Source organism: Klebsiella sp. w6 (assembly GCF_033100215.1).
Taxonomy (GTDB): domain Bacteria; phylum Pseudomonadota; class Gammaproteobacteria; order Enterobacterales; family Enterobacteriaceae; genus Klebsiella; species Klebsiella variicola.
Genome location: NZ_CP136907.1, coordinates 3,867,963 through 3,889,553, shown reverse-complemented (window position 1 = coordinate 3,889,553; position 21,591 = coordinate 3,867,963). Strand labels below are relative to the sequence as shown.

Sequence of the window (21,591 nt, the reverse complement as noted above, 5' to 3'; positions counted from 1 at the left end):
TTGCGCAGAGTTGTATAGACAAGTATATGTATCTACGTACACAACGTTAATTGTCAGGAGAAACCCCGATGTCGCAAAGCAAATATCGCCAGCTGGACGTCCGTGCCCCGAGAGGCACGACGCTGACCGCCAGGAGCTGGTTGACCGAAGCGCCGCTGCGTATGTTAATGAACAACCTCGATCCCGATGTCGCTGAAAACCCGCATGAGCTGGTGGTCTATGGCGGTATTGGTCGCGCTGCGCGCAACTGGGAATGCTATGACGCTATCGTGAAGGCGCTGAAAAACCTGGAAAGCGACGAGACTCTGCTGGTGCAGTCCGGCAAACCGGTCGGCGTCTTTAAAACGCATGAAAACTCGCCGCGCGTGCTGATCGCTAACTCCAACCTGGTTCCGCACTGGGCCACCTGGGAACACTTCAACGAACTGGATGCCAAAGGGCTGGCGATGTACGGCCAGATGACCGCCGGCAGCTGGATCTACATCGGTAGCCAGGGCATCGTGCAGGGCACCTACGAAACCTTCGTCGAAGCCGGTCGCCAGCACTATCAGGGCAGCCTGAAAGGCCGTTGGGTATTAACCGCCGGTCTGGGCGGCATGGGTGGCGCGCAGCCGCTGGCCGCGACGCTGGCAGGCGCCTGCTCGCTGAACATCGAATGTCAGCAGAGCCGCATCGATTTCCGTCTGCGTACCCGCTACGTGGATGAACAGGCCACTTCTCTGGATGACGCCCTGGCGCGCATCAAAAAATACACCGCCGAAGGCCGCGCCATCTCCATCGCGCTGTGCGGCAACGCTGCGGATATCGTGCCAGAGCTGGTGAAACGCGGCGTGCGCCCGGATATGGTTACCGATCAGACCAGCGCCCACGATCCGCTGCATGGCTATCTGCCGAAAGGCTGGAGCTGGGAGGAGTATCAGCAGAAAGCTGAATCCGATCCGCAGGGCACCATTCTGGCGGCGAAACGCTCAATGGCCGACCACGTGCAGGCGATGCTGGCCTTCCACGAGATGGGGGTGCCGACCTTCGACTACGGCAACAACATCCGTCAGATGGCGCAGGAAGTGGGCGTCAGCAATGCCTTCGATTTCCCGGGCTTCGTGCCGGCGTATATCCGCCCGCTGTTCTGCCGGGGTATCGGCCCGTTCCGTTGGGTAGCGCTGTCCGGCGATCCGCAGGATATCTACAAAACCGACGCGAAAGTGAAAGAGATCATTAAAGATGATCAGCACCTGCACCACTGGCTGGATATGGCGCGCGAGCGCATCAGCTTCCAGGGACTGCCGGCGCGTATCTGCTGGGTAGGTCTGGAGTGGCGTCAGAAGCTCGGTCTGGCGTTTAACGAAATGGTGCGCAGCGGCGAAGTCTCCGCGCCGATCGTGATTGGCCGCGATCACCTTGATTCCGGCTCCGTCGCCAGCCCGAACCGCGAAACCGAAGCCATGCGCGACGGCTCAGATGCGGTATCCGACTGGCCGCTGCTGAACGCCTTGCTTAACACCGCCAGCGGCGCGACCTGGGTGTCGCTGCACCACGGCGGCGGCGTAGGTATGGGCTTCTCGCAGCACTCCGGGATGGTTATCGTCTGTGACGGTACCGATGAAGCGGCGGCGCGTATCGCTCGCGTCCTGCGCAACGACCCGGCGACCGGCGTGATGCGTCATGCCGATGCGGGTTACGATATTGCTATTGAATGCGCAGCAGAACAGGGTCTGAATCTTCCGATGGTGGCAGCAACGCAGGGGAACGCTAAATGAAATCGTTAACGCTCATTCCGGGGAAACTGAGCCTGTCGCAGCTCCGCGAGGTTTACAGCCACCCGCTGAACATTACCCTCGACAGCAGCGCGTTTGCCGCCATTGATGAGAGCGTGGCCTGCGTCAACGCCATCCTTGCCGAAGGGCGTACCGCCTACGGCATCAACACCGGCTTTGGCCTGCTGGCGCAGACCCGTATCTCGACGGACGATCTGGAGAACCTGCAGCGTTCGCTGGTGCTGTCCCATGCGGCGGGCGTTGGCGAGCCGCTGGACGACGACCTGGCGCGCCTGATTATGGTGCTGAAGATTAACAGCCTGTCTCGCGGTTTCTCCGGGATCCGCCTGAGCGTGATCCAGGCGCTGATTGGCCTGGTGAATGCCGGCGTGACGCCGTGGATCCCGGCGAAAGGTTCCGTCGGCGCCTCCGGTGACCTCGCACCGCTGGCGCATATGTCGCTGACCCTGCTGGGCGAAGGCAAAGCGCGGGTACGCGGCGGCGAATGGCTGCCGGCCACCGACGCGCTGCGTCAGGCGGGGCTGGAACCGATTACCCTGGCGGCGAAAGAGGGATTGGCGCTGCTGAACGGCACCCAGGCCTCGACGGCTTTTGCGCTGCGCGGTCTGTTCGAAGCCGAAGATCTGTTCGCCTCCGCGGTCGTCTGCGGGGCGTTAACCACCGAAGCGGCGCTGGGTTCGCGTCGTCCGTTCGATGCGCGTATTCACGAGGTGCGCGGCCAGCGCGGGCAGATTGATGCGGCGGCACTGTATCGCCACCTGTTGACCGATGACAGCGCGATCTCGCGGTCGCATCATAATTGCACCAAGGTTCAGGATCCGTACTCACTGCGCTGCCAGCCGCAAGTGATGGGCGCCTGCCTGACGCAGATCCGCCAGGCGGCGGAAGTACTGTTAGCCGAAGCGAATGCGGTCTCCGATAACCCGCTGGTCTTTGCCGCCGAAAATGACGTCATCTCCGGCGGTAACTTCCACGCCGAACCGGTGGCGATGGCGGCGGATAATATCGCGCTGGCGATCGCCGAAATCGGCTCGCTCTCCGAGCGTCGTATCGCGCTGATGATGGACAGCCATATGTCGCAGCTGCCGCCGTTCCTCGTGAAAAATGGCGGCGTCAACTCCGGGTTTATGATTGCCCAGGTCACAGCGGCGGCTTTGGCCAGTGAAAACAAAGCGCTGTCACACCCGCATAGCGTTGACAGCCTGCCGACGTCCGCCAACCAGGAAGACCACGTCTCGATGGCGCCGGCTGCCGGTCGTCGCCTGTGGGCGATGGCGGAAAACACCCGCGGGGTGCTGGCCGTTGAGTGGCTGGCGGCGGCGCAGGGCCTGGATATGCGCGAAGGGCTGACTACCAGTCCGCTGCTGGAAGAGGCGCGTCATCTGCTGCGCGAACGCGTGCCGCACTATACGCAGGATCGCTTCTTCGCCCCTGATATTGAAAATGCCATTGCACTTTTGGCTGCACGTCACCTGACGCGTCTGCTGCCTGCCGTACTGCATTAATCACCGTTGTTCTCTGTACCCGCGTCGGGGGAAGTCATTCCCCCGGCCGACCTACATCGCATATTTGTCGTCATATAAAAAAATCAGGACACCTGTATATGCAACAACAACACAAACCGCATCTGCTGCGCGGGCTGAATGCCCGACACATTCGTTTTATTGCGCTCGGTTCCGCTATCGGCACCGGGCTGTTCTACGGTTCGGCCTCCGCCATTAAGGCGGCGGGCCCGGCGGTGCTGCTGGCCTACCTGATTGGCGGCGCGGCGGTCTTTATGGTCATGCGCGCGCTGGGTGAAATGGCGGTGCGCAATCCGGTTTCCGGCTCCTTTGGCAGCTATGCGCGCCAGTATCTCGGGCCGCTCGCCGGGTTTATTACCGGCTGGACCTACACCTTTGAAATGGTGATCGTGGCGCTGGCCGACGTCACCGCGTTCGGTATCTATATGGGACTGTGGTATCCCGATGTGCCGCGCTGGATCTGGATCCTCAGCATCATCTTCTTTATTGGCGCGATGAACCTGTGCAACGTGCGGGTGTTCGGTGAGATGGAGTTCTGGCTGTCGCTGATTAAAGTGGTGGCGATTATCGCCATGATGGCGGCGGGCGCGGGGATCATCTTCTTTGGCTTTGGCCATAGTTTCCCGGCTACCGGCCTGGAAAATTTGTGGAGCCACGGCGGCTTTGCGCCACATGGCTGGCAGGGGATCATCGCCTCGCTTGGCATCGTGATGTTCGCTTTCGGCGGCGTGGAAATTATCGGCGTCACCGCGGCGGAAGCGCAGAACCCGAAGAAGGTCATCCCGCAGGCCATCAACACCATTCCGCTGCGTATTATTCTGTTTTACGTCTGCACCCTGGCGGTGCTGATGGCGATCTTCCCGTGGAATAGTTTTGGCGAGCAGGGCAGTCCGTTTGTGCTGATCTTCGATGGCCTCGGGATCCCGGCGGCGGCGACCGTGCTGAATATCATCGTGATTAGCGCCAGTATCTCGGCGATTAACAGCGATATTTTTGGCGCCGGGCGCATGATGTACGGCATGTCGAAAGAGGGGCTTGCGCCGAAGTGCTTCCAGCGGATTGCCAGCAACGGCGTACCCTGGATGACGGTGGTGGTGATGGGCGTGGCGCTGCTGGTGGCGGTGGTGCTTAACTATCTGATGCCGGAACAGGTCTTTGTCCTGATTGCCTCGCTGGCGGCGTTCGCCACCGTCTGGGTGTGGCTGATGATCCTGCTCTCTCATTTCTCGATGCGCCGCGGTTTGTCGGCCGAAGAGCGCAGTAAGATCGAATTCCCGATCCCCTTCTGGCCGGTTGGCCCGCTGTTGACGCTACTGTTTATGGGGCTGGTGATCGCCGTGCTGGGAATGGTGGAAGAGACGCGCGTGGCGCTGTTAGCCGGGTTGGTCTGGTTGGGGCTGCTGACGGTGGTGTGGTATGCACGCGTGCGTAAAACCGCGCTGCAGGTGGCCACGGAACAGTAAGGTCAATCTCCCCGGTGGCGCTGCGCTTACCGGGGCTACAAATGGCACTGACTGTAGCGAGTAGCCCGGATAAGGCGTAAGCCGCTATCCGGGGGGATAATTAACTGAACAGGGCGGTGATGGAAGCGCTGGCGAGGGAATGGAAATGGACGTTAAAGCCGACCATCGCGCCGCTCGCCTCGGCATCGACATCAATCTTATCGATATCCAGGGCGTGGACGGTAAAAATGTAGCGGTGGGTTTCGCCCTTCGGCGGTGCCGCGCCGCCGTAGCCTGCCTTACCAAAATCGGTGCGGGTCTGAACGGCCTCTTCCGGTAGCTCCGCCTGACCGGAGCCGGCACCCTGCGGTAGCACCCGAGTATCGGCAGGCAGGTTGACTACCACCCAGTGCCACCAGCCGGAGCCGGTCGGTGCATCCGGGTCGTAGCAGGTGACGACAAAGCTTTTGGTGCCCGCGGGCACATCATCCCACATCAGGTGCGGCGAAATATTGTCGCCATCATAGCCCATGCCGTTGAAGACGTGACGATTAGGCAGCTTGCCGCCGTCCTGGAGATCGTGACTGATCAATTTCATGCTTCATCCTCATTGATAATGTGCAGATTAACAAAGAAGTGTAGCCTTCCCGGCGGCGCGAATCCGCTGTTTATTCGCTAAAAAATGTTTCGTCCTGCACGGCCAGGTTGACCGCACGGGTCAGGCGGGTCAGCTGTTTGGGCGTGATGATGTACGGGGGCATCAGATAAATCAGACGGCCAAACGGGCGGATCCACACCCCTTGTTCGACGAAAAAGCGCTGCAGGGCGGCCATATTTACCGGACGCCGGGTTTCAACCACGCCAATCGCGCCCAGCACGCGCACATCGGCGACCAGCGCAGATCCCCGCGCCGAAGCCAGCTCGGCCTGTAGTTGGGCTTCAATCGCCGCCACCTGCTGTTGCCACTCGCCGCTCTCCAGCAGGCGCAGGCTTTCGCTTGCCACCGCGCAGGCCAGCGGATTGCCCATAAAGGTGGGGCCGTGCATAAAGCAGCCGGCTTCGCCATTGCTGATGGTTTCCGCGATCTCGCGGGTGGTCAGTGCGGCGGAAAGAGTCATGGTGCCGCCGGTCAGCGCTTTACCCAGACACAGAATATCGGCGGCGATACCAGCGTGTTCGCAGGCGAACAGTTTGCCGGTGCGGCCAAAGCCGGTAGCAATCTCATCGGCGATCAGCAAAATCCCTTCCCGGTCGCACATTTTACGCACCCGCCTCAGCCACTCCGGATGGTACATCCGCATTCCGCCGGCGCCCTGGACGATCGGTTCGAGGATCACCGCGGCGATGTCGTGGCGATGCGCGGCCATCAGGCGGGCAAACGGCACCATATCCAGCTCATCCCACTCGCCGTCGAAGCGGCTTTGCGGCGCGGGGGCAAACAGGTTATCCGGCAGATAGCCCTGCCACAGGCTGTGCATTGAATTCTGCGGATCGCAGACCGACATCGCGCCGAACGTGTCGCCATGATAGCCGTTGCGGAAGGTCAGGAAACGACGACGCGGCTGGCCTTTGGCCTGCCAGTACTGCAGCGCCATTTTCATCGCCACCTCTACCGCCACCGAACCGGAATCGGCGAGGAAAACGCACTCCAGCGATTCCGGGGTCATCGCCACCAGTTGGCGGCACAGCGCCACCGCCGACGGATGGGTGATCCCGCCAAACATCACGTGCGACATCTGATCGATCTGCGCTTTCATCGCCGCATTGAGGCGCGGGTGATTGTAGCCGTGGATCGCCGCCCACCAGGAGGACATGCCGTCAACCAGTTGTTCACCGCCGGCGAGGGACAGCTCGCACCCGTGGGCGGAAACCACCGGGTAGACCGGCAGGGGGGAAGTCATAGAGGTGTAGGGGTGCCAGATGTGGCGCCGATCGAAGGCGAGATCGTCCAGTGTCATAAGCGACTTGTAAACCATTTTGAAAACATTTAGGTTTACGAGTATAAACCGAACCGCAAATTAACAAAACCTTTTGGAGAGGCTAATGGCTCACCACGCACGCTGGACAATGTCGCAAGTTACTGAGTTATTTAATAAACCACTCATCGATCTGTTATTCGAAGCGCAGCAAATCCACCGCCAGCATTTTGACCCGCGTCAGGTGCAGGTCAGTACGTTGCTGTCGATTAAAACCGGCGCTTGTCCGGAAGACTGTAAATATTGCCCGCAAAGCGCACGCTACAAAACCGGTCTTGAATCCGAGCGCCTGATGGAAGTCGAGCAGGTGCTGGAGTCGGCACGTCAGGCGAAAAACGCCGGCTCCACTCGCTTCTGCATGGGCGCGGCGTGGAAGAACCCCAATGACCGCGATATGCCCTATCTGGAGCAGATGGTGAAAGGCGTCAAGGCGCTGGGTCTGGAGTCCTGTATGACGCTCGGTACCCTTACCGATAGCCAGGCGCAGCGCCTGGCCGGTGCGGGGCTTGATTACTACAACCATAACCTCGACACCTCGCCGGAATTTTACGGCAACATCATCACCACCCGTACCTATCAGGAGCGTCTGGATACGCTGGATAAAGTGCGCGATGCCGGGATCAAAGTCTGCTCCGGCGGCATCGTCGGGCTGGGAGAGACCGTAAAAGATCGCGCCGGGCTGCTGCTGCAGCTGGCTAATCTGCCGACGCCGCCGGAGAGTGTGCCGATCAACATGCTGGTGAAAGTTAAAGGCACGCCGCTGGCGGATAACGACGATGTCGACGCTTTCGATTTCATCCGCACCATCGCCATCGCACGCATCATGATGCCCACCTCTTACGTGCGTCTCTCCGCCGGCCGCGAACAGATGAACGAGCAGACCCAGGCGATGTGCTTTATGGCCGGGGCGAACTCGATTTTTTACGGCTGCAAGCTGCTCACCACGCCGAACCCGGAAGAGGACAAAGACCTGCAGCTGTTCCGCAAGCTGGGGATCAACCCGCAGCAGACGGCTGTACTGGAGGGCGATAATGAGCAGCAGCAGCGCCTGGAGCAGGCCTTACTCACCCCCGACACTGAGGAATATTACAACGCGGCGGCGCTATGACCTGGCAGCAACGAATCGAGCGGGCGCTGGACGAGCGGCGGCAGACGGATGCGTTTCGCCGCCGCCTGCCGGTAAGCCACGGCGCCGGACGCTGGCTGGAGCGCGAAGGGGAGCGCTGGCTCAACTTCTCCAGCAATGATTACCTGGGCCTGAGCCAGCATGCCGGCATTATCGCCGCCTGGCAGCAGGGGGCGGAACGTTATGGCGTCGGCTCCGGCGGATCGGGCCACGTGAGCGGCTATAGTGAGGCCCACCGCGCGCTGGAAGAGGAACTTGCCGACTGGCTCGGTTACCCGCGCGCGCTACTGTTTATCTCCGGCTTTGCCGCCAATCAGGCGCTGGTTGCCGCGCTGGCGGAAAAAGAGGATCGGATTGTCGCCGACCGCCTGAGCCACGCCTCCCTGCTGGAAGCGGCGAGCCTCAGCCCGGCCCAGCTGCGGCGCTTTGCCCACAACGATCCGCAGCAGCTCGCGCAACTGCTGGCGAAACCGCTGGACGGTCTGCAGTTAGTGGTGACTGAAGGCATTTTCAGTATGGACGGCGACAGCGCGCCGCTGGCGGCCATTCATGCCGCAGCGCAGACCGCCGGGGCGGTATTGCTGGCGGATGACGCCCACGGCATCGGCGTGGTTGGTGAGGAAGGGCGTGGAAGCTGCGCCGAGCAGGGGGTGCGCCCGGAGCTGCTGGTGGTCACCTTCGGTAAGGCGTTTGGGGTGAGCGGCGCGGCGGTACTGTGCAGCGAATCGATGGCCGATTATCTGCTGCAGTTTGCCCGTCATCTGATCTACAGCACCGCCATGCCGCCCGCCCAGGCGGTGGCGCTGAGCGCGGCGCTGCGGGTCATTCGTAGCGATGAGGGCCAGCAGCGGCGGGAAACCCTGGCCGCCCGCATCCGTCAGTTCCGTGCAGGGATGGGCGATGTGTCGCTGGGGCTGACCGATTCCGTCAGCGCGATCCAGCCGCTGATCGTCGGCGATAACGCGCGAGCGCTGAGCCTGGCCTGCCGTCTGCGCGGGGCCGGCTGCTGGGCGACGGCGATCCGACCACCGACGGTGCCGGTCGGCAGCGCTCGCCTGCGTCTGACCCTGACCGCCGCTCATCAGGCTGAGGACATTAACCGTTTACTGGAGGCGCTGCATGGTCACGGTGAATAAGCAGGCGGTGGCCGCGGCGTTTGGCCGGGCGGCCAGCGGCTATACGCAACATGATGAACTGCAGCGGCGCAGCGCCGATCTGCTGCTGCGCCAGCTGGCGCGCCGCGATTTTGCTCAGGTGCTGGATGCTGGCTGCGGCCCCGGCAGCATGAGCCGCTACTGGCGTGAGGCGGGCAGCGTGGTGACCGCGCTGGATCTCTCCGCCGGCATGCTGGCCCAGGCGCAGCGCCACGACGCCGCGCAGCATTATCTGCAGGGCGATATCGAAGCGCTGCCGCTGCCGGATGGCTGCGTCGATCTGGCATGGAGCAACCTGGCGGTGCAGTGGTGCGACGATCTGCGCGCGGCGATCGGCGAGCTGTGCCGGGTGGTGCGACCCGGCGGGCGGGTGGCGTTTACCACGCTGCTGGCCGGATCGCTGCCGGAGCTTAATCAGGCGTGGCAGGCTATTGACGACCGTCCGCATGCCAACCGTTTTCTCAGCGAACCGGCGGTAAGGGCGGCGCTGAGCGGCCTGCGCGCCGAAGGCATCGTTCATCAGATTAGCCTGCCGTTCGCCGATGCGCTGAGCGCTATGCGCTCCCTGAAGGGCATCGGCGCTACCCATTTGCACCAGGGGAGGGCATCCGCCCCGCTTGGCCGCGGCAAACTGCGCGAACTGCAGCTGGCCTGGCCGCAACAGCAGGGTATCTGCCCGCTGACGTATTATCTTTTTACAGGAGTCATTGAACGTGACTAAACGTTTTTTCGTCACCGGAACCGATACTGAAGTCGGGAAAACGGTCGCCAGCAGCGCACTGCTGCAGGCGGCGAACCAGTTGGGTTTTAACACCGCCGGCTATAAACCGGTGGCTTCCGGTAGCGACCTGACCGCACAAGGGTTACGCAATGAAGATGCGCTGGCTCTGCAGCGTAATAGCCGGGTGGCGCTGAGCTATGAACAGGTCAACCCTTATACTTTTGCCGAACCGACCTCGCCGCATATTATTAGCGCCGATGAAGGGCGACCGATTGCCGCGGCGGCGCTTTCCAGTGGCTTACGCGAACTGGAGCGCCTGGCAGACTGGGTACTGGTGGAAGGGGCCGGCGGCTGGTTTACGCCGCTCTCGGACACCCTGACCTTCGCCGACTGGGCGCAGCAGGAGCAGCTGCCGGTGATTCTGGTGGTGGGGGTCAAGCTCGGCTGTATCAACCATGCGATGCTTACCGCCCAGGCGGTGCGCCAGGCGGGGCTGCCGCTGGCGGGCTGGATCGCCAATGACGTGCAGCCGCCGGGCAAGCGCCATGGCGAATATCTGGCGACGCTGAAAAACCGGTTGGCCGCGCCGTTTCTTGGTGAAATACCGTGGCTTGTCGATATCGCGCAGCGCGACGATCTCGGCCAGTATCTGGATCTCAGCGCGCTGGATCTGGCGTCATCCACTGCGCCAGCAGCGGTTCATCCAGCGCCATAATATCGCCCTCGGCGACATTACGCCCCCGGTGAAGGACACAGAACCGATCCGCCACCCGGCGGATAAAGGGCAGGTGCTGCTCGGCGAGCAGCACCGTCAGACCGATATCGCGATTTAACCGCAGCAGCAATTCCGCCAGCTTTTGCAGGCAGCGCGGCCCTGCGCCGCGTGAGGGTTCGTCAAGGATCAGCAGTCGTGGCTGGACGATCAGCGCCCTGGCCAGCGCCAGCTGGTACTGATCGTCGGCGCTTAGCGAAGCGCCTTTGCGCTGCCGTAGCGCATAGAGTTCGGGAAAATGGTCATAAATTTCGCCGCCGCTGGCGTTAGCCCCGGGTTTCCCGGCCGCCAGGGCAATATGCAGGTTCTCTTCCACGCTGAGCTGGGAAAAGATGCGTTTATCCTGCGGCACGTAGCCGATGCCGATGGCGCTGCGCGACTGTGCGGACAGGGGGGTGAGATCGCACGGCGGGGCGCCAATGTCATGCCAGGTCATCCGACCGCTGGCCACCGGCAGATGGCCGGCAATGCAGTTGACCAGGGTGGTTTTTCCCATTCCCTCGCGTCCCAGTACGCCAATGCACTCTCCCGGGCGTAGTTCAAGATCGACATTCCACAGCGAGTGCTGATTACCGTAAAAATGATTTACTGCCTGTAAATTCAACATGGACGTTTTCTCCTTATCCTGGCGTCAGGGCGACAGAAAGATGCTGCAAAACTCTTGCCAGGAAAAAGAACGCTCGGAAAAAACCGCGAAACGCCGACACCATCGGGCATAGTCAGCGCGGGCGCTGCACTTTTCCGGTGCCCGACGCTAAAGGGTGGTGCAAAAAGCAGCAAAAATCGAGCGGCTTTAAACGGATAGTTATCAAAAATAGTTCGATAAAAATTTTTCGCCGCACGGTTTACGGCGAAAGTCGATTTGCGCCGGGCGGCGGCGGTCTTGGGCTGCAGACAGTTATCCACTATTCCTGTGGATAACCTTGTGTATTAGAGTTAGAAAACCTGCGGTAAGCTAGAGCGTACGCGGCCTGCGGCTGAATTGGCGCGAAAGGCGTCTTTTCTTTAAATTCATTAAATATCAGTTTGTTAGATAAAATCAATGGGTGTAAGAAAAGCGTCATCTACTGCCATAAAACTTTCACCCGTCCGCTTGACAAATGTTAAAAGGTAAAAATTTCTGGGGATAACCCTGCCGGCCGGAGGATTATTCCACCCGGCGCGCGTTTTATGCGCACCATGGCGGCGAAATAAGCCGTTTGCTGACGCTATCATAGTGATGCACTGTTTAAATATCCAGTATAATTTGTTGGCAAAAAATGGCCCGGAGGGTAGAATTAAACACCGGCCGCTAAATCCATCTTCAGGTTTTGATCAATGAGTAAATCGTTTGTTCTGCATTCCGCCTTTCGCCCCTCCGGAGACCAACCGGAAGCCATCCGCCGCCTGGAAGAGGGGCTGGAGGATGGGCTCGCGCATCAAACGCTGCTGGGGGTCACCGGCTCCGGTAAAACCTTCACCATCGCCAACGTAATTGCCGACCTGCAGCGGCCGACGATGGTGCTGGCGCCAAACAAAACCCTGGCGGCCCAGCTCTACGGCGAGATGAAAGAGTTTTTCCCGGAGAATGCCGTCGAGTATTTCGTCTCCTACTACGATTACTATCAGCCGGAAGCCTACGTCCCCAGCTCAGATACCTTCATTGAGAAGGACGCCTCGGTAAACGAACATATCGAGCAGATGCGCTTGTCGGCGACCAAAGCGCTGCTCGAGCGGCGCGACGTGGTGGTGGTGGCGTCAGTCTCGGCTATCTACGGCCTCGGCGACCCGGACCTGTACCTGAAGATGATGCTGCACCTGACGGTCGGGATGCTGATTGACCAGCGCGCTATCCTGCGCCGTCTGGCCGAACTGCAGTATACCCGCAACGATCAGGCCTTCCAGCGCGGCACCTTTCGCGTGCGCGGCGAGGTGATCGACGTCTTCCCGGCGGAATCCGACGATATCGCGCTGCGCATTGAGCTGTTTGATGAAGAGGTCGAGCGCCTGTCGCTGTTCGACCCGCTCACCGGCCACGTGGAATCGACGGTGCCGCGCTACACCATTTATCCCAAGACCCACTACGTGACGCCGCGGGAACGCATCGTCCAGGCGATGGAAGAGATCAAGCTGGAGCTGGCGGAGCGGCGCAAGGTTCTGCTGGCCAACAACAAGCTTCTGGAAGAGCAGCGCTTAACCCAGCGTACCCAGTTCGACCTCGAAATGATGAACGAGCTGGGCTACTGCTCGGGCATTGAAAACTACTCGCGCTTCCTTTCCGGTCGCGGGCCCGGCGAGCCGCCGCCCACTCTGTTTGACTATCTGCCGGCAGACGGTCTGCTGGTGATAGACGAATCCCACGTTACGGTGCCGCAGATCGGCGGTATGTACCGGGGCGACCGGGCGCGCAAAGAGACGCTGGTGGAGTACGGTTTCCGCCTGCCGTCGGCGCTGGATAACCGGCCGATGAAGTTTGAAGAATTTGAAGCGCTGGCCCCGCAAACCATCTACGTCTCGGCAACCCCCGGCGCCTATGAGCTGGATAAATCCGGCGGCGAAGTGGTGGATCAGGTGGTGCGGCCGACCGGTCTGCTTGACCCGATCATCGAAGTGCGGCCGGTAGCCACCCAGGTAGACGATCTGTTGTCAGAGATCCGCCTGCGCACGGCCATCAACGAGCGCGTGCTGGTGACCACCCTCACTAAGCGGATGGCGGAGGATTTAACCGAGTATCTTGAGGAGCACGGCGAGCGGGTGCGCTATCTGCACTCGGATATCGACACCGTCGAGCGCATGGAGATTATCCGCGACCTGCGCCTTGGCGAGTTTGACGTGCTGGTAGGGATCAACCTGCTGCGTGAGGGGCTGGATATGCCGGAGGTGTCGCTGGTGGCGATCCTGGATGCCGATAAAGAGGGCTTCCTGCGCTCCGAACGCTCGCTTATCCAGACCATCGGCCGCGCGGCGCGAAACATCAACGGCAAGGCCATCCTTTACGGCGATAAGATCACCCCTTCCATGGCCAAAGCCATTGGCGAGACCGAGCGTCGACGGGAGAAACAGCAGCGTTATAACGAAGAGCATGGCATCGTACCGCAGGGCCTCAACAAGAAAGTGGTGGATATCCTGCAGTTGGGCCAGGGCCTGGCGAAAACTAAAGCCAAAGGGCGCGGTAAAGCGAAGGCCGTTGAGCCTGCCGGGCTTAGCGCCGTGGAGATGACGCCAAAAGCGCTGCAGCAGAAGATCCACGAGCTGGAAGGGCAGATGATGCAGCACGCCCAGAACCTCGAGTTCGAAGAGGCGGCGCAAATTCGCGACCAGTTGCATCAGCTGCGCGAGCTGTTTATCGCCGCCTCCTGAGTCCCGGCGCATACTGCCGGAGTGGGCGTGTGGGGCGTAGTGAAGGCGGGACGCTTCTCTCATTGTCCCGCTACCAGATAGCAAACCTTTGAGAAGAAAAAAGGCCGCATTGCGGCCTTCTTAATGTTTGCTTAATCTCGCCAGGCGACACTAACCTCCCCATGATGAGGATAGCGCCCATGCAAAAAATCAACTTCCGTGAATATCTGGCGGTCGCCACCGCCCTGGTTATTATTGTTGCCTTTTTCCATCAGTGGGTACTGACGTTCTGACCCGCGCGCCGCGGGAATAACACCCACGCGCGGACGCCGGGCCCCGGCTGGCGGTTGTGCAGGAAGAACTGGGCGTCATGCAGCTGAGCAATGCGCGTGACGATGCTCAGTCCGAGGCCTATGCCGCCGTAGCGACTGTCCATGCGCACAAACGCTTTACTGAGTTCGCCGCTTTTCGCCTCATCAATCCCTGGGCCTTCATCTTCCACCGCCATCACCGGCATCAGGCCCGCTTTCACCGACACGCGGATAGTTGACCCTTCCGGGCTGTAGCGGTGAGCATTCTCCACCAGATTGCGCAGGATCACACGGATTAACGTCGCGTCGCCAGAGACGATGGCCTCGCTTTCGACATCCGTCAGCAGCAGCCGCTGCTGACGCTGCGCCAGCATGGTCTCCAGCTCATCCTGCAGCGGTTTGACCACGTCATCCAGCAGCAGCACCTGCTGATAGCTGCCGGCGGAAAAAGACTGTCCGACGCGCGCCAGCTGCAGCAGCTGCGAAATGCTGGTGGTCATCTGGTCGAGGCGCTGGATCAGCGGGTCGACGCCCACGCCGTGCACTTTCGCCAGTAGTTCGAGGTGCAACCGCAGGCCGGCCAGCGGGGTACGTAGCTCATGCGCCACATCAGCGGTAAACAGCCGCTCACGGTCGAGGGTCAGATTGAGGCGGGAAACCAGCTGATTCAGGGCGGTGGTCACCGCCGTGACTTCGGGCACCGATTCGCTGAGCACGATGGGGGTGAGGTTATCCGGCGTGCGGCTCTCCAGCTCGCTTTGCAGTCGGGAGAGCGGGCGGGTGATCTTGCGCACCGCCAGCATGCTGATATACAGCGCCAGGCCAACGATCAACAGGCTCGGCACCAGCAGGCTGGCGACCGCTTCCCGTACCTCATGCTCCACATGTTTCTGGTTATTGTGGCCTTCGATGGCGCTGGCCACCAGCAGCTGGATCTGCTCTTTGCTCTCATGCCATAGCCAGAAGACGCTGATCAGCTGGCAGACCACCAGGATGGCGCCAATGGTCAGCAGCAGCCGGTTGCGCATGGTCCAGGTTTCGGTTGCAAACAGAGCCATGGTCTATTCCGTGTCGATGTGGTTAGCCAGCATATAGCCAAAACCCCTGACGGTGCGGATCCGCGATTTGCCAATCTTTTCGCGCAGGTTATGAATATGCACCTCAAGGGTATTGGTCGCCGGCTCGTTGTCCCAGCTGTAGATGTCGTTGTAGAGGATTTCACGATGCACCGGGCTACCGGCTTTCATCATCAGCCGCGACAGCAGGGCATACTCTTTTGGCGTCAATTCCAGCGCCGTCTCACCCAGCCATACCAGGCGGCGGGTGACGTTGAGGCGCAGATCGCCGACGCTGATTTCGTTATCGCCCTGGTTATTATGCCGGCGGAGCAGGGCGCGAATGCGCGCATTCAGCTCTTCCAGGGCAAAGGGTTTCACCAGATAGTCATCCGCGCCGGTATCGAGACCGCTAATGCGATCCTCAAGCGTATCACGGGCGGTGAGGATCAGCACCGGCTGGGTCATCTTCTCCCGCCGCATGCGGGTGAGAAAATGCAGACCGTCTTCATCCGGCAGGCCGAGGTCGAGTACGATCAGGCTGTAGTGATTGCTGGCCAACGATAGCGCCGCTTCGTGCGCTGTGGAGACGCCGTCGCATACGTATCCTTCACTTTGCATCGCCAGAATCAACCCCTGCAACAGCAGCGCATCGTCTTCAATGACTAAGATTTTCATCAACCAGCCTCTCTACATGGCGTTAAAATATCATCTGCTGCCTGGTACTCGTGGGTGCTGACGCCGAGCAGGCCGAGCAGGGTGGAGAACAGATTATCTTGTGAATAATCCTTCGTCTTGGCCTGTTGTTGCAAACACTGGCTGGAGACACCGTAACGTTGCTGGTAATCCGGCGACAGCCACAGCAGCATGGGCACGTGTTTTTGCGTATCCGGCGCAATTGAGTACGGCAGACCATGCAAATAGACGCCATCTTCACCCAGCGATTCGCCGTGATCGGACAAATAAACCAGGCTAGTGGTAAATTTATCCTGTTTGGATTGTAGTAATTTTATCGCTTTATCAACAACATAGTCGACATACAGAATGGTGTTGTCGTAGGTATTGGTCAACTGTTGTTGCGTACAACTTTGGATTTCATTGGTATCGCAGGTCGGGGTGAATTTTTTGAATTCAGCCGGATAGCGGTTGTAATAGGTCGGGCCGTGGCTGCCGATAGTATGCAGTACGATAATGCCATCCTGTTTCAGGTTGTCGATGTAACTGTCCAGATTATGGAACAGGACCTCATCGTAGCACTCGCCGTCGATGCACTGACCGCTGAGGTGCAGTTCGGTGACGTTCTGGTGCGGTACGCGGTCACAGGCGCCCTTACAGCCACCGTCATTGTCGTTCCACAGCACCTGAACACCGGCGCGCTGCAGAATATCCAGGACGCCTTCCTGATGGTGCGCCAGTTCTTCATCGTAATGCGCGCGCGGCATATTGGAGAACATACAGGGGACGGAAACCGCAGTTGCCGTGCCGCAGGAGGTGGTTTTCGGGAAGTACACCACGTCGTCCTGTTGCAGGCGTGGGTTAGTCTCCCGATCGTAGCCGCCCAGCGAGAAGTTCCCGGCGCGCGAGGTTTCGCCCAGCACCACAATCGTCAGGTTTTTGCGGGGGCCGCTATGCATCACTGGTTTCTGCCTGGCATCTTCGCCAATCTTCACCAGCGGCAGATTGTCCATGCGGTTGTGCGCATACCACGAGTTCAGCGCCACAATGCTGTTGGAGGGACTCAGGGATTTCACCAGCTCTTTGTTGTTACGGAACACCGAGGCGTAATCTTTGTAGAACAGCGCGGCCACCAGAATAATCAGCAGCGCCGAAACGGCGATATTGAGCAGGCGCATCGCCGCGCCGCGCCACCGCGTGGCGGGCTTACGGATTTTCACCCACCAGGCGACGAATACCGCTAAAACCCCCGAGAGGCCGAGGACGGCGATCATTTCGCCGGAGAGCAGAGCAAAGCTCTCCGCCGGAGTGGTGTCGAGGATATTGGTGATCATGCTGCGGTCGATCACTACCCCGAAGTTCCAGATAAAGTACTGCGCCGACGCGCTGAGCAGAATAAACAGGCTGATGACCACCCGATCGAGCTTCAGGAACGAGGCGAGGGTGGTGATGATATTCATCACGCTAATGGCCACGATCGGCATACTGAGGAATACCAGCCAGTTATGCAGGCTGTTTACCGGCAGTAACGGGAAAACCTGGCGATAAAAAGCCAGGTTGAGAAAGATACCGATATAGCAAGCAAAGAGAATCAAATAAGTCGTGCGGCTGAAGAGCGGCCGACGCAGAGGCAATAACGACATAATACCTACCCACAGAAAGAGATAAGCGTATAGTGCCAGCCCTATTTTAAGACAACCTTAAGATTTTAAGGTGCACCGAAGGTTGGCCCTCCGGCGCGCAGCGTCAGCCAGGAAGCTGAATTGCCTTTTCCAGCGCGCCGCGAAGCAGCGCCCGATCATGGCGATAGGGCACGTCACTGGCCTCCAGCGGCGTCTGGATCACCAGCCGGTCGTTGATGCCGCGGATATCGGCTTTTGGCCCGGCGATCACCGCATCCACCACCCGCTTACCCACATAGCGCTCCATAATCGCAATGCGCTCCGCCAGCGACAGCCTCGCCGCCGGGCTGTGCTCTTTACCCAGATTATCGATAAACACCATCGGCGCCGGGGTGCGGCGCAGCGCCTGGGCCATCTCGTCGAGCAGCAGGATCGGCAGCAGGCTGGTGTAAAAGCTGCCCGGGCCGATGAGGATCAGATCGGCTTCGGCGATCGCTTCCACCGCCTCGCGAGTGGCGGGTACCGGTGGGGTAAGCATCAGCTCCTGCGGTAGGTTGTCGAGCTGATCGATATTCACTTCGCCGTAAACTTCATGGCCTTCATGATCGAGCGCCATCAAATCCACCGGTTGTTCCGACATCGGGATAAGAAACGCGTCTACTTTGAGCAGGTTTCTGATTAAATTGATAGCTTCTAAAGGCCGCACGCTCAGGTGGTCCAGCGCCTTTAACATCAGATTTCCGAGGTTATGCCCGGAAAGTTCGCCATTACCGCTAAAACGATACTCGAACATCGCCGACGCCACGCTGGGCTCGGCAATTAACTGATTGATGCAGTTGCGCATATCGCCCCAGGCAATGCCGCCTTCCGAGCGGCGGATCCGCCCGGTGGAGCCCCCGTTGTCGGTGGTGGTGACAATGCCGGTCAGCCGCGAGCCGAGCGAGGAGAGGGAGGACATCACCCGGCCCAGACCATGCCCGCCGCCGAGCGCGACCACCCGATCGAGGTCAGCGAATGTACGATTGCGCATAGAAATTCCTTATTTCACATAAACGGCCACACACTACCCGATCTACCCCTAAAAGACGATGGGAGGAGCCCGACAAACTGACCGACATCAAGGCAAAAAAATGATTTATGGCTATTCTGTAGCGAAAATGCACGAAGGTAGCGATATATACAATGTTATATAACGAAATCGCAAATGGCGAAACCGTCCGTAACGCGCTACTATCGGCATAACCTGTTAACACTCTAGCCTCTTCGCCTGTGTCAAAAGATATGGCGGTTTGGCCGCGACCCCTCCGGGTGTCGCCAGGGCGTGGGAAGAAATGACCGCGCCTCCCGTATTTGGAAAGGTGTATATGGCCTCACAGCTTACCGATGCATTCGCGCGTAAGTTTTTTTACCTGCGTCTGTCGATTACCGATGTGTGCAACTTCCGTTGCACCTACTGCCTGCCGGACGGCTACAAACCCGGCGCCGTCAATAACAACGGCTTTCTCAGCGTAGACGAAGTGCGCCGCGTCACGCGCGCTTTCTCCGCGCTGGGCACCGAAAAAGTTCGCCTCACCGGTGGGGAACCCTCTCTGCGTCGCGACTTCACCGAAATCATTGCCGCGGTGCGTGAAAACCCGGCGATCCGTCAGATTGCGGTTACCACCAACGGTTACCGCCTGGCGCGCGATGTCGAACGCTGGCGCGATGCCGGGCTGACGGCGATTAACGTCAGCGTTGATAGCCTCGACGCCCGTCAATTTCAGGCCATCACCGGCCAGGACAAGTTCCACCAGGTGATGGACGGCATTGATGCTGCTTTCGCCGCGGGCTTTGACAAGGTGAAGGTCAATACCGTGCTGATGCGTGATGTTAATCATCACCAGCTCGATACCTTTCTCGCGTGGATCCAACCCCGTCGTATTCAGCTGCGTTTTATTGAGCTGATGGAAACCGGAGAGGGCAGCGATCTGTTCCGCCGTCACCATCTTTCCGGCATGGTGCTGCGCGACGAGCTGCTGCGCCGCGGCTGGATCCACCAGATCCGCCAGCGCAGCGATGGCCCGGCGCAGGTCTTTTGTCACCCGGATTACGCCGGTGAAATCGGCCTCATCATGCCGTATGAAAAAGATTTCTGCGCCACCTGCAACCGCCTGCGCGTCTCATCCGTTGGCAAACTGCACCTGTGTCTGTTTGGCGAAGGCGGCGTCGACCTGCGCGACCTGATGGCTGAGGACGAGCAACAGGCCGAGCTGGAAGCGCGGATAGCCGAAGCCTTGACCCATAAAAAGCAGACCCATTTCCTGCATCAGGGCAACACCGGTATTACGCAGAACCTGTCCTATATTGGCGGTTAATCGTTTTCGAAAGGAGCATTCAGATGAGCCAGGCTAGCGCTGAGTTTATTCCGACCCGTATTGCTATTCTTACTGTTTCCAGCCGCCGTGGCGAAGAGGATGATACCTCCGGCCACTGGCTGCGCGAGGCGGCGCAGGAGGCGGGACACCATGTCGTCGATAAGGCGATTGTGAAAGAAAACCGCTACGCCATCCGCGCCCAGGTGTCGGCGTGGATCGCCAGCGATGACGTGCAGGTGGTGCTGATCACCGGCGGGACCGGGTTCACCGAGGGTGACCAGGCGCCGGAAGCGCTGCTGCCGCTGTTTGACCGTGAGGTCGAAGGCTTTGGCGAAGTGTTCCGCATGCTGTCGTTCGAAGAGATCGGCACCTCGACGCTGCAGTCCCGGGCCGTGGCCGGCGTCGCCAACCGCACGCTGATTTTTGCCATGCCGGGCTCGACCAAAGCCTGCCGCACGGCGTGGGACAACATCATTGCCCCGCAGCTGGATGCTCGCACCCGTCCGTGTAACTTCATTCCTCACCTGAAGAAATAATCTATGTCACAACTGACCCATATTAACGCCGCGGGCGAAGCCCATATGGTGGATGTCTCCGGCAAAGCGGAAACGGTGCGCGAAGCGCGCGCCGAGGCTTATGTCGAAATGCAGGCGGCGACGCTGGCGATGATTATCGACGGCAGCCACCATAAAGGCGATGTGTTCGCCACCGCGCGTATCGCCGGGATCCAGGCGGCAAAACGTACCTGGGAGCTGATCCCGCTGTGTCATCCGCTGATGCTGAGCAAAGTGGAAGTCAATCTGCAGGCGCAGCCGGAGCATAACCGGGTGCGCATTGAGTCACTTTGCCGTCTGACCGGTAAAACCGGCGTTGAGATGGAAGCATTGACCGCCGCCTCCGTTGCCGCGCTGACCATCTACGACATGTGCAAGGCGGTGCAAAAAGATATGGTCATTGGCCCGCTGCGCCTGCTGGCGAAAAGCGGCGGCAAGTCCGGCGATTTTAAGGTGGACGAACGCCATGATTAAGGTTCTGTTTTTCGCCCAGGTGCGCGAACTGGTCGGCACCGATGCCCTGACACTCGACGCCAGCGACCTGGCAACCGTCGAGGCCGTGCGCCAGCAGCTTGCCGCGCGCGGCGACCGCTGGGCGCTGGCCCTGGAAGAGGGCAAGCTGCTGGCGGCAGTCAACCAGACGCTGACCGCGTTTGACCATCCGGTCGCCAGCGGCGACGAAGTGGCGTTCTTCCCGCCGGTGACCGGAGGCTAAGATGACGCAAACTCGTATCGTGGTTAGCCCGGCACGCTTTAGCGTCGGCGATGAGTATCCGTGGCTGGCCGAGCGCGATGAAGACGGTGCGGTGGTTACCTTCACCGGTAAAGTGCGCAATCACAATCTTGGCGACAGCGTAAAAGCGCTGACCCTCGAGCACTATCCGGGGATGACCGAGAAATCACTGGCGGAAATTGTCAACCTGGCGCGCGAGCGCTGGCCGCTGGGCCGGGTGACGGTTATCCACCGCATCGGCGAAATGTGGCCGGGGGAAGAGATTGTGTTTGTCGGCGTCACCAGCGCCCACCGCGGCAGCGCCTTCGCCGCCGGCGAGTTTATTATGGACTACCTGAAAACCCGCGCGCCGTTCTGGAAGCGTGAGGCGACGCCGGAAGGCGAACGCTGGGTCGACGCCCGCGACAGCGATCGTCAGGCGGCAGAGCGCTGGTAGTGTGATACGCTTACAGGGTGAAACTTTGTTAATCAGGAGAGAGT

Annotated in this window: 20 protein-coding genes, 1 pseudogene and 1 riboswitch; of the genes and pseudogenes, 13 read left to right on the top strand and 8 right to left on the bottom strand. The window is 60.0% G+C overall.

Going from position 1 to position 21,591, the window contains the following annotated elements; translation table 11 throughout:
- Nucleotides 1–68 precede the first annotated feature (68 nt).
- The 3 genes from hutU (at nucleotide 69) to R0140_RS19140 (ending at nucleotide 4,761) form a co-directional block, all read left to right on the top strand.
- Nucleotides 69–1,757, top strand: a complete 1,689-nt coding sequence (hutU, locus tag R0140_RS19150; RefSeq protein ID WP_016160521.1) for a urocanate hydratase — start codon at nucleotides 69–71, stop codon at nucleotides 1,755–1,757.
- Nucleotides 1,754–3,280, top strand: a complete 1,527-nt coding sequence (gene hutH / locus R0140_RS19145; protein WP_008805730.1) for a histidine ammonia-lyase — start codon at nucleotides 1,754–1,756, stop codon at nucleotides 3,278–3,280. The genes hutU and hutH overlap by 4 nt, the downstream gene beginning before the upstream one ends.
- A gap of 98 nt (nucleotides 3,281–3,378) precedes the next feature.
- Entirely contained in the window at nucleotides 3,379–4,761 is a 1,383-nt protein-coding gene (locus R0140_RS19140; protein ID WP_022065242.1) for an amino acid permease, read from the top strand.
- Between the two features lie 100 nt (nucleotides 4,762–4,861).
- Here R0140_RS19140 and R0140_RS19135 read toward each other — a convergent pair whose 3' ends face one another.
- Nucleotides 4,862–5,338: a kinase inhibitor gene (locus R0140_RS19135; RefSeq protein ID WP_012542402.1), complete on the bottom strand. Its 477-nt coding sequence runs from the start codon at nucleotides 5,336–5,338 to the stop codon at nucleotides 4,862–4,864.
- 70 nt (nucleotides 5,339–5,408) lie between these two features.
- Nucleotides 5,409–6,698 (bottom strand): adenosylmethionine--8-amino-7-oxononanoate transaminase, encoded by a 1,290-nt coding sequence (bioA, locus tag R0140_RS19130; protein ID WP_012542401.1) that lies wholly within the window; start codon nucleotides 6,696–6,698, stop codon nucleotides 5,409–5,411.
- Nucleotides 6,699–6,783: 85 nt separating this feature from the next.
- Here bioA and bioB point away from each other — a divergent pair, with 85 nt between their 5' ends.
- Genes bioB through bioD form a run of 4 tightly spaced genes read left to right on the top strand, consistent with a single transcriptional unit; the run spans nucleotide 6,784 to nucleotide 10,432 of the window.
- Nucleotides 6,784–7,824, top strand: a complete 1,041-nt coding sequence (gene bioB / locus R0140_RS19125) for a biotin synthase BioB (protein WP_008805734.1) — start codon at nucleotides 6,784–6,786, stop codon at nucleotides 7,822–7,824.
- Nucleotides 7,821–8,978 (top strand): 8-amino-7-oxononanoate synthase, encoded by a 1,158-nt coding sequence (gene bioF / locus R0140_RS19120; protein ID WP_032739357.1) that lies wholly within the window; start codon nucleotides 7,821–7,823, stop codon nucleotides 8,976–8,978. The genes bioB and bioF overlap by 4 nt, the downstream gene beginning before the upstream one ends.
- A complete protein-coding gene (gene bioC, locus R0140_RS19115; protein ID WP_023322249.1) occupies nucleotides 8,962–9,717 on the top strand; it encodes a malonyl-ACP O-methyltransferase BioC in 756 nt (251 codons plus the stop codon). Before bioF ends, bioC begins: the two co-directional genes overlap by 17 nt.
- Nucleotides 9,710–10,432: a dethiobiotin synthase gene (gene bioD / locus R0140_RS19110; protein WP_012542397.1), complete on the top strand. Its 723-nt coding sequence runs from the start codon at nucleotides 9,710–9,712 to the stop codon at nucleotides 10,430–10,432. Before bioC ends, bioD begins: the two co-directional genes overlap by 8 nt.
- Here the strand turns inward: bioD and R0140_RS19105 are convergent.
- Both R0140_RS19105 and R0140_RS19100 read right to left on the bottom strand, forming a co-directional pair.
- Nucleotides 10,374–11,096: an ABC transporter ATP-binding protein gene (locus R0140_RS19105; protein ID WP_008805739.1), complete on the bottom strand. Its 723-nt coding sequence runs from the start codon at nucleotides 11,094–11,096 to the stop codon at nucleotides 10,374–10,376. The two genes, bioD and R0140_RS19105, sit on opposite strands and share 59 nt — an antisense overlap.
- An 89-nt stretch (nucleotides 11,097–11,185) precedes the next feature.
- A pseudogene (locus tag R0140_RS19100) lies at nucleotides 11,186–11,395 on the bottom strand (hypothetical protein); the annotation flags it as partial.
- Nucleotides 11,396–11,806: 411 nt separating this feature from the next.
- Here R0140_RS19100 and uvrB point away from each other — a divergent pair.
- Nucleotides 11,807–13,828, top strand: coding sequence for an excinuclease ABC subunit UvrB (uvrB, locus tag R0140_RS19095; protein WP_008805740.1), 2,022 nt, complete (start codon nucleotides 11,807–11,809; stop codon nucleotides 13,826–13,828).
- 250 nt (nucleotides 13,829–14,078) lie between these two features.
- Here the strand turns inward: uvrB and pmrB are convergent, their stop codons facing one another.
- From pmrB to yvcK, 4 genes are all read right to left on the bottom strand, one after another.
- Nucleotides 14,079–15,176: a two-component system sensor histidine kinase PmrB gene (gene pmrB / locus R0140_RS19090; protein ID WP_023297249.1), complete on the bottom strand. Its 1,098-nt coding sequence runs from the start codon at nucleotides 15,174–15,176 to the stop codon at nucleotides 14,079–14,081.
- A gap of 3 nt (nucleotides 15,177–15,179) precedes the next feature.
- Nucleotides 15,180–15,851 carry a two-component system response regulator PmrA gene (gene pmrA / locus R0140_RS19085; RefSeq protein WP_008805743.1) on the bottom strand — a complete coding sequence of 224 codons (672 nt, stop codon included), beginning with the start codon at nucleotides 15,849–15,851 and terminating at the stop codon, nucleotides 15,180–15,182.
- Nucleotides 15,851–17,491, bottom strand: a complete 1,641-nt coding sequence (gene eptA / locus R0140_RS19080) for a phosphoethanolamine transferase EptA (protein ID WP_039102987.1) — start codon at nucleotides 17,489–17,491, stop codon at nucleotides 15,851–15,853. Before eptA ends, pmrA begins: the two co-directional genes overlap by 1 nt.
- Before the next feature lie 103 nt (nucleotides 17,492–17,594).
- Nucleotides 17,595–18,500, bottom strand: coding sequence for a uridine diphosphate-N-acetylglucosamine-binding protein YvcK (gene yvcK / locus R0140_RS19075; RefSeq protein ID WP_008805745.1), 906 nt, complete (start codon nucleotides 18,498–18,500; stop codon nucleotides 17,595–17,597).
- A gap of 208 nt (nucleotides 18,501–18,708) precedes the next feature.
- Nucleotides 18,709–18,847: riboswitch (molybdenum cofactor riboswitch) on the top strand.
- Between yvcK and moaA the strand changes: the two genes are divergently transcribed.
- The 5 genes from moaA to moaE all read left to right on the top strand — a co-directional run bounded on the left by moaA (nucleotide 18,835) and on the right by moaE (nucleotide 21,547).
- Nucleotides 18,835–19,824: a GTP 3',8-cyclase MoaA gene (gene moaA, locus R0140_RS19070; protein WP_012968667.1), complete on the top strand. Its 990-nt coding sequence runs from the start codon at nucleotides 18,835–18,837 to the stop codon at nucleotides 19,822–19,824. (Overlaps the previous riboswitch by 13 nt.)
- 23 nt (nucleotides 19,825–19,847) lie before the next feature.
- Nucleotides 19,848–20,360 carry a molybdenum cofactor biosynthesis protein B gene (gene moaB, locus R0140_RS19065; protein ID WP_008805747.1) on the top strand — a complete coding sequence of 171 codons (513 nt, stop codon included), beginning with the start codon at nucleotides 19,848–19,850 and terminating at the stop codon, nucleotides 20,358–20,360.
- Between the two features lie 3 nt (nucleotides 20,361–20,363).
- Nucleotides 20,364–20,852, top strand: a complete 489-nt coding sequence (moaC, locus tag R0140_RS19060) for a cyclic pyranopterin monophosphate synthase MoaC (RefSeq protein ID WP_008805748.1) — start codon at nucleotides 20,364–20,366, stop codon at nucleotides 20,850–20,852.
- A complete protein-coding gene (gene moaD, locus R0140_RS19055; RefSeq protein WP_008805749.1) occupies nucleotides 20,845–21,093 on the top strand; it encodes a molybdopterin synthase sulfur carrier subunit in 249 nt (82 codons plus the stop codon). Before moaC ends, moaD begins: the two co-directional genes overlap by 8 nt.
- A 1-nt stretch (nucleotide 21,094) precedes the next feature.
- Nucleotides 21,095–21,547: a molybdopterin synthase catalytic subunit MoaE gene (moaE, locus tag R0140_RS19050; RefSeq protein WP_008805750.1), complete on the top strand. Its 453-nt coding sequence runs from the start codon at nucleotides 21,095–21,097 to the stop codon at nucleotides 21,545–21,547.
- Nucleotides 21,548–21,591: the final 44 nt, after the last annotated feature.